This is a genomic window from Neobacillus sp. K501 (genome assembly GCF_053749995.1).
Window position 1 is genome coordinate 122,216 of sequence record NZ_JBSLYA010000007.1, and the last position, 13,824, is coordinate 136,039.

Sequence of the window (13,824 nt, forward strand, 5' to 3'; positions counted from 1 at the left end):
TATCATATACCATAACCTAATAACCCCTTTTTTACGGCATATTCCACCAATTCAGGCCGGGTTTTCATTTGCAGTTTCTCCATTACTTTGCTTTTATGTGTTTCAACAGTCTTTACACTAATAACTAGCTGCTCTGCGATTTCTTTATTGGAATATCCTTTTGCAATTAGGGTAAGCACCTCTTTTTCCCGATCCGACAAGAGATTATATATATCATTCCCATCGTGCTTTACACCAGCCAAGTACTCTTCCATTAACCTCTTTTGTGCAGATGGATGAAGATAGGCATCCCCTTTTGAAACCGATTCGATCGCCGACATGAGTTCATCATGCGGGGCACTTTTCAAGATACAGCCGGATGCCCCTCCCTGTATCGCGCGAAAGAGGTATTCCTCATCATCATGCATCGTTAAAATAAGTATATTGATCTCTGGCATAAGCTTTTTTAATTCTGTTGTCGCTGATAAACCATCTTTTCCGTGCGGCATACTTAAGTCCATTACCACTACATCAGGTTTAAGCTTCTGCGCCTTTTTAATTCCTTCGTTCCCTTCGGATGCTTCTCCAATGACTTCCATTTCTGGATTCGTGTTGAGGAGCATTTTAAGGCCCATTCTTACAACTGCGTGGTCATCGACTAATAGGATTTTAATCATGCTTCTCTCCTTTACTCCCTATAAGGGAAGAGATATTTCGATAGATGTACCTTCTCCTATTTTAGAGGATATAACACACTGTCCGCCAGTCAAAAGCATTCTTTCTTTCATCGCCGCAATTCCTAATGCGCGATGATTGTTTTCAATTTCCTCGGGCTGAAATCCCTTACCAAAGTCAAAAATTGAAATTTTCAATTCATCTTCCTCCCATAAAAAGTAGATATTAATATGTGAGGTGTCGGCATATTTAGCGATATTTGCAAGAGCCTCCTGACAAACCCGAAAAACAGCGATACTTTCCTGCTCCGAAATCTGCTTTTCTGCCCCAGTAGCTTTCAAATCAACCATAATGCCAAAAGTCGAGGTGTATAACTTAATATAGCTCTTCATTGCTGGCCATAAACCGAGCGTTGTTAAGGTTGGAGGGTGCAGTTCAACAGAAAGCAGTCTGATCTCTTGAATCGTCTTTTCAATCAGCTGAGTCATTTCATGTAAATAATCCTTGATGTCCGGCTGATCTGCACTTGATTCAACGAATTGTAATCCTGTTAAGATACTATATAGGTTTTGTCCTACTCCCTCATGGAGGTCTAGAGCAATTCGTTTAATCTCTTCTTCCATTGATTGAATCATATAATTATTTAGTCGCTGCTTTGATTCTGATAACTCCATTCTTTTACCCTCCTCTACATTTTTGTAAAAAAAAGGCAGGTTCTTAGAAAGAAACCTGGTCCTTTTTTATTTTATATGTTAAGCCGCTTTCGGGGTCTGAAGCGGACCATTCTTGTTCTGTTTCCGTTACATCACTATTTAGTGGCACTGCAAGGAAATACAAATGATCAAAATAGAAACGGACATGCGTTTCGTCAGGACAAAGCTGTACTTTTTTGACTACCTTTTTTACCGCGGGGGCTTGATCCTTCCCCTGCTCATCATGAATCCCAATTTCAACGGATGCCCCGACAAAATGCTGTAAATCATCTAGATTAATGAGTACCACAGCTGTTACATCCTCTCTTAACTGGATAAATGAACATTTTATAGCCTTGAAGATATTTCCAAAATCTTTCGCCGGCATTCTCTTCAATGAATTGGATCGATTCTTCTTCTGATTGCCAATCACTCATCCCTTTTATTTCAGCGACAACCACTTCAGCACCATCAACCGTCTTTTCTTCAAGAAACCAATTCAAGCGTTTCTTTCCAAAAGTCTCTTTCAATAACTCATCGATTTCTGCTGTAAATCCTCCCGATTGTGCCCGCATAAAACAAAAGTCAATAAACGTTTCACTAGTCATGGACATTCACACCTTTTTTATAGATAAGAAAGGCAGTTGGGAATAACAGGACATTGATAACTCCAGCAATAATCGTATTCGTATAATTCTCAAAAAAGTATTGATGAACCATGTATTGAGTAGCAATAATATTACACATTAAAACCGCTAGAAGCAGGGCAACTGGAAGGTAACTACGCTTCATAACGCTTCACCCCCACGGCATAAACCGCACCGTCTTCCACTTTTACATAAATTTCTGGAAGCGGGCGTCTTGGTGGTCCTGCAGTTGGCGCACCTGTTTCGACATCGAATTTACCATGATGACAAGGACAGAGCAAATCTCCCTCCTCTTTTTGCCAAAACACTGGGCAACGGAGATGTGTACAAGCGTTTTGATAAGCCACATATTTTTCCTCGGACAGTCTGATTAAAATGGCGCTATCATGCTCGCCTGGGAAGTGAAATTCAACAGAATCTCCGACTGGAATCGACTTCACATCGGTAATTTTTTGTTTCGGATATTTTTTATCGCCTAAGCCAGCCAATTCTTTTGCTGCGACAACACCCCATGGCAGGGAAGATACAGCAAATACTCCCGCTGCACCGACAAGCGTCTTCATGAAGCCGCGGCGGTCAAGCTTTCTTTCGTTATTACGGTTTATATTATGTGTGTAATTATCTTCATTAAACGGGATCTTATTATTTTTATCAGACATCCTAATCCCTCCTAGAACAATTTAGTGACACCCTGCAGGATTCCAGGGAGATTCACTCTAACATTCGTTTCGCCTTCTAAATAAGGCATGCTTGTAACCCATTTACCATTATCAAGGTTAAATTGCTTTTGTTTTGCTTCAATTTCTTCATCTGTTAGCCATTGTAATGTGTTAGATGGGCAAACACTTGCACACATTGGCGGAATACCATCTTTTGTACGGTCTATACAAAGATCGCATTTGTACATTAGGTTTTGCTCTGTATCAAACTTCGGAATTCCATATGGACAAGCGATTGTACAGTTTTGACAGCCAATACATTTTTCTACAAGAGCTGAAAGAACGGCTCCTGTTTCATGAATTTGGATTGCCTGAGCCGGACAGCTTCTTGCACAGGCTGGATTCACACAGTGAAGGCACATTAGAGGCATCGTTTGACGGTTAACAAGCGGGTTAACATCGTAAACATAGTTACGGTTACGCTCCTCATGCCCGCCGCACTGCGTACATGCCGCTAAGCAAGAACGGCACCCGATACAGTTTTCTAGTTCTAGGTATAGCCTCTTTTTCATTTACTGCACCTTCTTCATTTCTAGTTTTTCAATCTGTGCTGCGCACGCTTTAAATTCCGGCATCCGTGACATAGGGTCAAGCGCTGCAATCGTTAACAGATTAATAGATTTATCGTGGCCAAAGTGATATGGCACAAATACGGTATCTTTACGAATCGCTTCCGTGATTTTCACTTTATATTCAGCTTCTCCTCTTCGTGTAAAGAGGCGGACATATTCTTCATGAGCAATGTTATATTTCTCAGCTGTTTCCGGGTGAACCTCGACATATGGTTCCGGGCACATATCGCGTAAAAATTGGATTCTGCGAGTTTGGTTACCTGATAGATAGTGATAAACCACACGTCCTGTTGTTAGACGGAGTGGATATTCCTCACAAGGCTCCTCAGCTGGTGGACGATATGGAAGCGCACAAATTTTTGCCTTTCCATCTGGATGGTAGAACTTTTTATCTAAGAACATATGCGGTGTTCCTTCGTCATTTTCATCTTTACATGGCCAGAAAACACCATCTTGCTTGTCGATTTTATCCCAAGTAGCTCCGTAGTAATCTGCGTAGCCGCCTTTCGTTGCTAAGCGGAACTCATCCGCAACATCTTTTGCCGTTTTTAAGTGGGAGAAATACTTTCCTCTTCCAAGATATTCAGCTAGCTCTGCTTGAATTTGCCAATCAGGCTTTGATTCACCAAGTGGTTCTTGTGCTTTATTGATTTTAATGATACGGCCTTCAAGGTTTGTTACTGTCCCTTCATCTTCAGACCATGTAACCGTTGGAAGGATTACGTCAGCAAACTCTGCAGATTCGGATAAATAAAAGTCTGCACAAACCATAAAGTCTAGACCCTTCATTGCTTTACGGACAAAGTTTAAGTTCGGTGCTGATACTGCTGGATTCGAGCATAGCAGGTACATAGCACGAATTGTTTTTTGCTCCATTAATTCAAACATTTCATAAGCAGAGACTCCCGGCTGTGGCATTTCCTCTGGAGTGATTCCCCAAACCTGACATACTTCCTCAACATGTTTTGGATTGGTAATTTTACGATATCCTGGCAGTAAATCCGATTTTTGTCCATGCTCACGTCCGCCTTGACCATTTCCCTGACCTGTAAAAGTTGCAACACCAGATTTAGGACGACCAATTTTACCTGTTACCAATGCCATGTTCGTATAAGCGGAAACATTATCTACTCCTTTATGCTGTTGCTCAATACCACGGGCGAACATCACAATAGCATTTGGAGCCTTACCATAAATTTCAGCTGCGCGGATGATTTTTTCAGGAGCAACTCCCGTTAATTCACTAGTATATTCAGGTGTAAATGCTTTAACTAGTTCTTTTGTTTCTTCAAAACCATTGGTATGGTTGTTAACGAATGCTTCATCAGCATGGCCGTTTTGGATTAATAGATTTAGAATTCCATTGGCTAGAGCTAAGTCTGTTCCTGGTCTTAAATCCAAATGAACATCTGCTCTTCTTGCAATTGGTGTTTCACGAGGGTCCGCAACAATCAAGTAGCCTCCTCGTTCTTGAACGGACCAAACACGGAACATCGAAGTTGGGTGACACTCTGCCGTGTTACTTCCGGCAATAAATAAGCAATCTGTTTCATGGATATCCGTCCAAGGTAAGGTCGAACCACGGTCAACCCCGAATGAACGAAGGAAGCCGCCGGCCGCACTGGACATACAGAAACGGCCATTATAATCGATATAGCGTGTTTGAAGGGCAACCCTTGCAAACTTTCCGGTTAAATAACATTTTTCATTCGTCATCGATACACCACTGAATACAGACAATGTATCTTTACCATATTTCTCTTGAAGTTCAGTGAATTTCTTCGCAATTAACTCATATGCTTCTTCCCAAGTAGCTTCGCGGAAACCCTCTTTAGTTCCTTTAAGGGAAGCATCATCACGAATTAAAGGCTTCAAAAGCCGGTCATCATGGTTTGTCTGCTGATAGGCAGTAACCCCTTTTGGACACATTTTCCCAACCGTTACCGGCCAGTCATAACGAGGTTCAACCCCGATAATTTTATTTGTTTTGGTATTAACACGTAGGTTCATTCCACATTGCATTCCGCAATAGCTGCAGTGTGTTTTTACGAGCGTCTCATTTGGATGACGCACATTCTCTATTTCTTTAAAAAACTTATCCCTTTGCATTCTGGTTTGCCTCCTTAACCTTCACTTGATGGGTTGCAAAGCCTGAGAATCTAGAAATTCTGTATTTTCTTCGGCAAGGAAGGCATAATTCAGCGAGATTAAAGCCGTCCTGCATATTGAATTCCATCTCATTAACACCCAATACTTGAATAACATCATCAGACTGTTCTACTGATACGAAATGATCACCGCACACTTTACATTCCTTCATTGCTTGCTCACCGTAGTGCTCACGATAGTTTCGGGCAAAGACACTCACGGGACGGAATGGAATATGAGCAAGTTTACCAAATGGCAAGTAAATTAACGTTACGATAACGGAAAATTGGTGAATTAAAGACATTTGCGGCTGCATCCAGCCATGTAAAAATACGTTTTGAACAGTTAGCAACAGTCCTGTAACGGAAATTAAAAGTAATAGATAAAGTGGTAAGAAATCATAAATGAATTTTTGCTCTGCTCTTGCCTGCATATTTTTCAAGCGGCGGTGCAATGCCATACAAACTCCTGTGATAACCATGATAGCTGAAATATTTAAGGCATTATAAGAAAACCAAGCAATAATTCCATCAGCCTTTACCTGCATTAAGTCCATCCCCATCAGGACGATCGTATAGTAGCCATTGTCTTCCATCGTGAAATACATCCAGCTAAATACAAGTGGGAAAGTAACTAAACAAGCAAGTACACAGCCCCAGCCAATTAAAATATGTTGAATCCAACGGTACAAACCGCGGTTTTTAATAAAATCGTAGATAGCTAAATGATTAACTGCTGTTTTTGGAGTGCTTTTTCTAAAGAGCAATTTTAAGCCTTTTTTAATAAAAATTTTCGTTGGCGGTCTTTCTCCCCAAGCAATAAAGCGGTAAAAAAATCCACCGATGAACACGATCGTTCCAACCATATAGCCATAAAGGTTCAGGTCAATATGTGTAAACATTCTTGTTCCAATAAACATTAAAATCACAATTCCAGTGACAGATAAAAACATTGATTTAGCAAATTTTGAAGCGAAGGCATCATTTATGGTGCTTCCTGATTTCTTATTCGCTGCCGTGTTTGCTTGAGATTTATTTGTAGCCTGCATTTCCAGCCCCTCCTATATAAAAAAATAACACTAACGTTTTCTCTTACTCTTATTGTAAGAAAAACGCTAGTGTTACAAATATCAGGGAACTCCCCCATCCTCAGGAGGAAAAACCCTTAGAATTATTATTTTAGACAAACAACTGTCACAAATAGAAAAGCGGAAACGCCTTGTCCAGGGGCGACAGGCATAAGACGAGCCGGCGAGAAGGTTGTTCTTTAACCTTCTTGACGGATTGGCTTATGACCCCGAGCCCCTAGGCGCTGGAGCTAGACAACTCTAATTTTGAATGTACTTTTTCCTCCATGAATATAGAAGCAACAGAACAAAGACCCCGACTTGCAACGAAAATACGATTGCATCCCAGAAAGCCAGACTTGTAGGCGGTTGCCCAAATCCAGGGAGAAGCTGTTTTCCAGCATGGATAACTTCAGGGATATAATAAATAAAGTATAACGCTATCGATATCGCAATCCCTAGAAAATAGAAGATAGAAAATCGGAAAACGGTTTTCCTCTCAGCTGAAAAAACAACCTCTTCTGAGGATTTCGGCTTCAGGAAAGGGAGCCGTTGTCTTATAATTTGATGCGCATTTTCCATCAAATTATAACAGCCCGATACATTTTCAAATACATAATATAAATCAGTTTTCACGTAAATACAGCATTGATAAAGCATCCTTAACACAATATCAAATACAGCGAGGCTCATTAAACCCATGGCGATTCCTGAGCTACTCGGAAACAATAACTGAAATAAGAGCGCAATAAAAAGGATGACATTATCAAAACACAGACCTGCAAGATACAGTACATTTCTCTCTTTCGGAGCCAATTTCCAAACCGAAGACATATCTGTTTCTAGAACAACAAAAAACAATCGATGACCAACCTCTACTTTTGTTGGAAGATCATGTGCCCTCATCGACAATACATGCCCAAACTCATGGATAAGCACAAGTATAAATGTAAATAACATCCATACAATCACATTAAACACCATCGTATCAAAAATAAAGATGTCCATATGATGCGGGAACAAAGAAGGTTCGGTAATAAATAAGTAAAGATTACCTATAAAAATTACAAAATATAATATATATGTGAATCGATTGAAAAAGAATTTCCCTAGATTCGGGGATATCCATTGAAATCCCAATGTTTCTTTTTTTATCTGGCTTTTTTCTACCTTTACACCATCAATTTCAGCAATCAAACCCAACTCTAGAAGCTGGTTGGCAAAATCTAAAAGGTCGACGTCCTCATCTGGATATTTTTCTATTAATATTTCTTCGATAGCACCTAATAGCATACCATTGTTCATCAAATTAATCGCGTCGATACAAACCTCAGGCATTTCGTAGAATTCACCTGTGGTTTTGTCTTCGATGATATAATGTTTTTTATCTTTACGGATTTTGACGGGGTTCAATGAAAGACGCATATGTAAATAAATGCCCATTTTAACACCTTTCCTAACAAAAATCTAAAATAAAGAAGGATGCATAGCATTCGCTAGCATCCCATTTTTTATGGTTTTATTCCAATATAAGCACACCACCAACAAGTTGTTTTTACCTTCTTAAGCTTGCGGATTTTCATTTTTCCACCTCCCTAAGTAATTCAAACTTTTTTGTCCATGGATATTTTTGATGAAATTTGACCCAAGCTGGATAAACCATCTTGAATTGTTCTACCAATTCTGGGTCAAATTGTGAACCCGTTCCTTCAAGAATACGACGATATGCTTCTTCAACTGGCATGGCTTCTCGATATGACCTTGAAGAAGTCATGGCATCAAAAGCATCGGCAATCGATGATACTCTAGCGAGTAAAGGGATTTCCTCGCCTTTTAATTGATCAGGGTATCCTTTACCATCCCAACGCTCATGATGAGACCTGATAACTGAGATACAATCCTTAATACCTTCAACATTTTGTACTGCATCGGCACCAACGGCTGGGTGAGCTTTTATTATTTCAAATTCTTCTGTCGTTAATTTTCCTGGCTTAGTTAAAATATGATCTGGAATATTTACTTTACCTATATCATGAAGTAAGCAAGCATAATAAAACGATTTTTGTTCTTCTATTGAAAGCTTGCCAATTTCTTTAGCGAATATTAGAGCATAGCTTGCAACCCTTTCACTATGCCCTCTTGTATATGGATCTTTCAATTCTAATGTTGCAATCACCCCTTTTACAATCCCTTCTAACTGATTGTCGTAAGAGGTTCTTATTGCTTTAACATATCCTTGGAAGCGAACTAATAAAAAGAAAGACATAATTGATAATATAATTACTAATATGATTGGCATAATTAGAAAAGAAGCCTTCAATAAAATGGCTGAAAAGACATATTTAGTCACAATTCCTATACTAACTACCCAAAAATATTTTTTATTTAAGAAAAGTGGTAACGATAAAATCAAAAATACCTCCACAACATTTCCACTAGTATACGTATCTCCACTTCCATAATAGGTTATTATATCAATTAGAAAAGCAGTTACTAAATAGCTGACTATAAATACATATTTAATCCAATATTGCTTTTGCACTTTATTCAAATAAAAAGCAACTAGAATTAAGATAGCTAATACTACATAGTTAATAGGCCAAAAATCACCAGGTAAACCGCCCTGCTTTTTTGTTATATACTCAGGTACTAGGTAGTAATAAAAAAAATCATAACCAATCAATATAATATAGGATATTAAAAGAAACCATTTGACTGTCTGTTTTTCTTCTAGTGGTAACATATTTTCCTCCAGGTTTTCTAATACATGTCCAATTCAATTTTCCGTATCAATAGTACCGAAAATAATAACTAACCTCGGCACCCTTAATTTAATATATGTACGAAGATGTTACAAAATCTATTATTTTTCATTGTTCCTCTACATTATATCTCATAGATAGTACAGTTGTAATACAGAAACTTGCTGAATTTTGGCTAAATATGAATTTATTTTTCAGCTTTGTAAAATTGGCAGCATGATATTTACTTTCGTACCTTTACCAAGACTGCTTTCAATATTTAGTTTACCATTATGGTCTTTAATAATTTGATTCGTAACCATTAATCCCAGTCCTGTACCCTCTTTTTTTGTTGTAAAAAACGGCTCACCTAAATTATCTATAATAGCTGAGTCAATCCCACACCCTTCATCCTGCACCAAAATGTTCATTTTATTTCCCTCTAGAACTTTTACTTTTATCATTAACTTTCCGCCATCCGGCATGGCTTCAATTGCATTTTTCATTAAGTTGATAAAAACCTGCTTTAGTTGTTTAGAATCACAATCTAATGGCGGTAATGGCCCAGCAATTGTTGTTTCAACAGAGACCCCTTGTCTTTCTGCCTGTTGTTGAGTAATGGATAAAGTATAAGCAATAATTTCTTCTATATTAGCCTTAGAAAAACAAATTTCTTTCGGTTTACCTATATACATCAGATCATTAACAATAGAATTTATTCTATCAATCTCTTGAATCATGATTGGATAAAATTCATTAGTATTTGGATACCGTTCATGCTGTAATTGAGTAAATCCTTTTAAGGAGGATAATGGATTTTTAATTTCATGCCCAATAGCTGCAGCCATTTGACCCATAACAGCCAGTTTTTCTTTCTGTTTAAGTTCATTATGAACAGAGATTAAGGCATTAATGTATGATATAAAACGTGTTAAAAGAAAATAGGCTATTACAGATAAAATTAGAAACGTTATAGTCGGTAATACAACCCGGGTGTCACGTAAAATACTACCTAAGAACATATATTTTACAATCATACAACTGGAGGCTATCCAGAGATATTTTTTATTCACAAAAATAGGAGCAAAAAAAATAAACAACAATTCTACAATGTTTCCCGAACCATATGGAATATCAGTACCCAAATAAATAAAAAGATTATTAATAATTTCAATAAACATATACCCGAATAAATATAAATATTTTACGATATAAGGGTTTCCTTTTTTTATATGGTAGTTAGAAAATGGTAGGAACATAAAAATAACTAAGTAATAAAATATACCCAAACTATTTCTTGGAAGTCCAATTTCCTCTTTTGTAATATAAAAGGGCATTAAAAAATAATTAAAAATATCATATGCTAGTAAAAAAATATAAAATAGCCAAATAAAAAACTTTACTGCCTTAGTTTCTTCTATTATTAACTTCGGGTTCCTGAGGCCATCTTGCATAAAATGTTTCTCCCTTTATTTTTCTAATATAATTCTCATACCATTTTACCATTTTTTCTAGAAAATTACTGTTAATTTTTAATGGAATTCGATTTTTTTCGACAAAATCCTTCTTTTTCCTAAAAAAAGATACTTGCACATTTGCGCAAGTACCCTTTTCTTTTTGATCAGCTAGCTTGATTTATTTTATTATCAGTTTTGTTTAGTTTCGAATGCTTTCGGCCATATCCAAAGTAGACAAACAAACCAATCACCAACCAAACCGAGAAGCTGATCCATGTTGTCACAGGAAGTTGTAACGCTAAGTATCCACAGAATAGGAAGGCTAATATAGGAACGTATGGCACAAATGGTACTTGGAATCCTGTTTTAGGAGCTTGATTATTCTTTCTTAAATATAAAATACCAATTGAAACGGTCATAAAAGCAAATAATGTTCCAATGTTTACTAATTCAGCTAACTTACTTAATGGAACAACACCTGCGAAAAATGCTACTAATACAGAAGTAATCCAAGAATTTATGATAGGCGTCTGCTTCTTTTTGTCCACTTTAGAAAAGATCTTTGGCAATAATCCATCACGGCTGATTGCGTAGAAAAGTCTTGTTTGCCCATAAAGCATTACAAGTAAGACAGTTGTAATACCTGTAATTGCCCCAAGAGAAATGAAACCAGCAACCCAATCCTGATTAATATAGTTCAGTGCAAATGCGACTGGATTTTTCACACCAAGCTCTGTATAAGGAACAATTCCTGTTAAAATGGCAGAAACCACGATATATAATACTGTACAAACCAGCAGAGAAGCAATGATCCCAATTGGCATATTTCGCTTCGGATTTTTAACTTCTTCGGCTGCTGTCGCTACTGCATCGAAGCCAATATAGGCAAAGAATACGGTCGCTGCACCTGTTGCAACTCCAGAGAACCCAAATGGCATAAATGGTGTCCAATTTGCTGGTTCCACATACCAAACACCAACAGCGATAAATAATAAAACAACAGCAATTTTTATAATAACCATAATCGCATTAAAACGAGCAGACTTCTTAACACCTTGTGTTAATAATAACGTAATTAATAAAATAATAATGATTGCAGGAACATCGATATATGTTCCATTTGCAGGATCATAGGCACTGGTTAGCGCCTTTGGAAAGTGAATTCCAAATCCTGATAGAAGTCCTTGAAAGTATCCAGACCATCCACTTGCAACTGCTGATGAGGCTAGCCCATATTCTAGGATTAGTACCCACCCTAATATCCAAGCAATAATCTCTCCAAATGTTGCATAACTGTATGTGTAGGCACTACCTGAAACGGGAACTGTTGAAGCAAACTCTGCATAACAAAGGGCTGCGAATACACAAGCCAAACCTGATAAAATAAAAGAAATGATTAGCGCCGGTCCGGCATGTTCCGCAGCTGCCACTCCAGTAAGGACGAAGATTCCTGTCCCAATGATTGCTCCAATCCCCAGCATTGTTAAATCAAATGCCCCTAATTCCTTTTTTAAAGTGACATCTTTCTGTCCGACTTCCTTCATTAACTCTTGAATCGACTTTTTTCTAAATAAACTCATAACTATACCTCCACGACCAATTGTCGAAATGTTCTGAAAAGATAGATCGCAAAATCTATATTCGAATAATATAATCATTTTTCGTAAAAAGCAATATTATTTTGAAAATAAATTATATTCTATATTATTCCAGCACAAAAAGTCTGATTAATCTAGTTTTTTCTATATCCTAAAATCTATCCATTTTCGTTTTTTATTATTTCAATAAATTAATTTTCTTTTTTGTATAAAAAAAGCCAACCATTTCATCAATGGTTAGCTTCTTCTAGCTTAGCAATTCTCTTTTTCCTTCTGGAAGAGTCAGGGTTACTTCTGTTCCAACACCAGGTTTACTTTTATAAGAAACCTTGCCGTGCATGGTTTCAATAATTCTTAGCGAAACAGAGGTTCCCAAGCCAGTTCCTTTTTCTTTCGTTGTGTAAAACAGAGTACCAATCCGCGAAAGCTGTTCATCGGTCATTCCTTTACCAGTGTCAGATATGTATACATATGCTTGGCTGCCGTTAGGTTTCAAACGTACTGTGACTTTACCTATTTCTGGCGTAGCTTCTATCGCATTCTTTATAAGATTAACCAGTGCCTGCTTCAATTGATTTCGATCAGTAATAAGGTGGAAATCGACTGGATCTATGTCACTCTCCAATTCAACACCTTGTTTAACAGCCAGTGGATCGAGAAGCATAATCACCTCGGATAGTACTTCACCCAAGGAGCAATCTTCAAATTTTTCAAATTTTGGTTTGGCAAAATTCAGATAATCATTAATGATTGATTCTGCTCGACCTAATTCGCTTAAAACAAGGGCTAAATATTGATAATTTTCCCCTTTCTCCTCTTGTTGCATGAGCTGCAAAAACCCTTTTACAACGGTAAGTGGATTTCTAACCTCATGGGCAATGGAAGCTGCAAGTTCTCCCAATGTATTTAACTTCTCCGCCCTTTGAATTTCGTCCTTCATTTTTGTCCGTTCAATAATTCCCTCATTCAGCTTAGCCCCAATCATAATGGCGATGGTATCAATGATGCCAACAATTATGATATCAGGAATATTTAAATTTAAAGTAAATGCTTTGCCTTCTATACTTTGGTAAACAGTGAAAGAAAAAAAGATGAACAATAATGAACATGCACCAATTAAGGTAGCGATTAACACCCTGTTATTCGATGATTGACTCCAAAATTTCTTAAAAACAAGGAGCGGCAAGATTACGATGAGAACAGTATTTACCAGACCAAAAACTACGGTCTCTCCGCCTAATAATATCCGGGAACAAAAAATCGTAACAAAAACGATTGTTCCAGAAACTGGACCTGCGTATAGATAGGCTAAAATTAGCGGAACATAGCGAAGATCCCAGGTAAATCCATAGTTTCCATAGGAAAAGATCATACAGAAAAGGGCCGCTATACTATAAAAGATTCCATGAATGATTGGAGAACTAAGTTTCTTCCTATACTCCGTAAAAACACTAAGAAGCAGGACCGGTGAGATTGTGATTAATAAGTTCAAAAGAAGTTTTTCTGCCAGCATTTCATTTCCCCCAACAC

Annotated in this window: 14 protein-coding genes; all 14 read right to left on the reverse strand. The window is 37.6% G+C overall.

Going from position 1 to position 13,824, the window contains the following annotated elements; translation table 11 throughout:
• Positions 1-2: 2 nt before the first annotated feature.
• The 14 genes from ACWM35_RS16380 to ACWM35_RS16445 all read right to left on the reverse strand — a co-directional run bounded on the left by ACWM35_RS16380 (position 3) and on the right by ACWM35_RS16445 (position 13,807).
• Complete coding sequence (locus ACWM35_RS16380; RefSeq protein ID WP_454819871.1) at positions 3-656, reverse strand: response regulator; 654 nt, start codon at positions 654-656, stop codon at positions 3-5.
• 18 nt (positions 657-674) lie between these two features.
• On the reverse strand, positions 675-1,328 hold the full coding sequence (locus ACWM35_RS16385) for a sensor histidine kinase (RefSeq protein ID WP_454819872.1): 654 nt from the start codon (positions 1,326-1,328) through the stop codon (positions 675-677).
• A gap of 43 nt (positions 1,329-1,371) precedes the next feature.
• Entirely contained in the window at positions 1,372-1,656 is a 285-nt protein-coding gene (locus ACWM35_RS16390) for a hypothetical protein (RefSeq protein WP_454819873.1), read from the reverse strand.
• Positions 1,643-1,954 (reverse strand): hypothetical protein, encoded by a 312-nt coding sequence (locus tag ACWM35_RS16395; RefSeq protein WP_454819874.1) that lies wholly within the window; start codon positions 1,952-1,954, stop codon positions 1,643-1,645. Before ACWM35_RS16395 ends, ACWM35_RS16390 begins: the two co-directional genes overlap by 14 nt.
• Positions 1,947-2,138, reverse strand: a complete 192-nt coding sequence (locus ACWM35_RS16400; protein ID WP_454819875.1) for a hypothetical protein — start codon at positions 2,136-2,138, stop codon at positions 1,947-1,949. Before ACWM35_RS16400 ends, ACWM35_RS16395 begins: the two co-directional genes overlap by 8 nt.
• Positions 2,128-2,652 (reverse strand): QcrA and Rieske domain-containing protein, encoded by a 525-nt coding sequence (locus tag ACWM35_RS16405; RefSeq protein WP_454819876.1) that lies wholly within the window; start codon positions 2,650-2,652, stop codon positions 2,128-2,130. The genes ACWM35_RS16400 and ACWM35_RS16405 overlap by 11 nt, the downstream gene beginning before the upstream one ends.
• Positions 2,653-2,663: 11 nt before the next feature.
• Entirely contained in the window at positions 2,664-3,224 is a 561-nt protein-coding gene (locus ACWM35_RS16410) for a 4Fe-4S dicluster domain-containing protein (RefSeq protein ID WP_063253156.1), read from the reverse strand.
• A complete protein-coding gene (locus tag ACWM35_RS16415) occupies positions 3,225-5,393 on the reverse strand; it encodes a molybdopterin oxidoreductase family protein (protein ID WP_454819877.1) in 2,169 nt (722 codons plus the stop codon).
• On the reverse strand, positions 5,380-6,420 hold the full coding sequence (locus tag ACWM35_RS16420) for a hypothetical protein (RefSeq protein WP_454820087.1): 1,041 nt from the start codon (positions 6,418-6,420) through the stop codon (positions 5,380-5,382). The genes ACWM35_RS16415 and ACWM35_RS16420 overlap by 14 nt, the downstream gene beginning before the upstream one ends.
• Before the next feature lie 339 nt (positions 6,421-6,759).
• Positions 6,760-7,941, reverse strand: coding sequence for a hypothetical protein (locus ACWM35_RS16425; RefSeq protein WP_454819878.1), 1,182 nt, complete (start codon positions 7,939-7,941; stop codon positions 6,760-6,762).
• 136 nt (positions 7,942-8,077) lie between these two features.
• Positions 8,078-9,241 (reverse strand): HD-GYP domain-containing protein, encoded by a 1,164-nt coding sequence (locus ACWM35_RS16430; RefSeq protein WP_454819879.1) that lies wholly within the window; start codon positions 9,239-9,241, stop codon positions 8,078-8,080.
• Positions 9,242-9,454: 213 nt separating this feature from the next.
• Positions 9,455-10,693: an ATP-binding protein gene (locus tag ACWM35_RS16435; RefSeq protein ID WP_454819880.1), complete on the reverse strand. Its 1,239-nt coding sequence runs from the start codon at positions 10,691-10,693 to the stop codon at positions 9,455-9,457.
• 167 nt (positions 10,694-10,860) lie between these two features.
• Entirely contained in the window at positions 10,861-12,276 is a 1,416-nt protein-coding gene (locus ACWM35_RS16440) for an amino acid permease (RefSeq protein ID WP_454819881.1), read from the reverse strand.
• 265 nt (positions 12,277-12,541) lie between these two features.
• Positions 12,542-13,807, reverse strand: a complete 1,266-nt coding sequence (locus ACWM35_RS16445) for an ATP-binding protein (protein WP_454819882.1) — start codon at positions 13,805-13,807, stop codon at positions 12,542-12,544.
• Positions 13,808-13,824 lie beyond the last annotated feature (17 nt).

What these genes read in the sequence shown, in the direction of transcription:
- ACWM35_RS16385 (WP_454819872.1), bottom strand. Translation starts at nt 1,328, where the DNA reads ATGGAGTTATCAGAATCAAAGCAGCGACTAAATAATTATATGATTCAA.
- ACWM35_RS16435 (WP_454819880.1), bottom strand. Translation starts at nt 10,693, where the DNA reads ATGCAAGATGGCCTCAGGAACCCGAAGTTAATAATAGAAGAAACTAAG.
- ACWM35_RS16445 (WP_454819882.1), bottom strand. Translation starts at nt 13,807, where the DNA reads ATGCTGGCAGAAAAACTTCTTTTGAACTTATTAATCACAATCTCACCG.
- ACWM35_RS16380 (WP_454819871.1), bottom strand. Translation starts at nt 656, where the DNA reads ATGATTAAAATCCTATTAGTCGATGACCACGCAGTTGTAAGAATGGGC.
- ACWM35_RS16395 (WP_454819874.1), bottom strand. Translation starts at nt 1,954, where the DNA reads ATGACTAGTGAAACGTTTATTGACTTTTGTTTTATGCGGGCACAATCG.
- ACWM35_RS16440 (WP_454819881.1), bottom strand. Translation starts at nt 12,276, where the DNA reads ATGAGTTTATTTAGAAAAAAGTCGATTCAAGAGTTAATGAAGGAAGTC.
- ACWM35_RS16415 (WP_454819877.1), bottom strand. Translation starts at nt 5,393, where the DNA reads ATGCAAAGGGATAAGTTTTTTAAAGAAATAGAGAATGTGCGTCATCCA.
- ACWM35_RS16410 (WP_063253156.1), bottom strand. Translation starts at nt 3,224, where the DNA reads ATGAAAAAGAGGCTATACCTAGAACTAGAAAACTGTATCGGGTGCCGT.
- ACWM35_RS16425 (WP_454819878.1), bottom strand. Translation starts at nt 7,941, where the DNA reads ATGGGCATTTATTTACATATGCGTCTTTCATTGAACCCCGTCAAAATC.
- ACWM35_RS16405 (WP_454819876.1), bottom strand. Translation starts at nt 2,652, where the DNA reads ATGTCTGATAAAAATAATAAGATCCCGTTTAATGAAGATAATTACACA.
- ACWM35_RS16430 (WP_454819879.1), bottom strand. Translation starts at nt 9,241, where the DNA reads ATGTTACCACTAGAAGAAAAACAGACAGTCAAATGGTTTCTTTTAATA.
- ACWM35_RS16400 (WP_454819875.1), bottom strand. Translation starts at nt 2,138, where the DNA reads ATGAAGCGTAGTTACCTTCCAGTTGCCCTGCTTCTAGCGGTTTTAATG.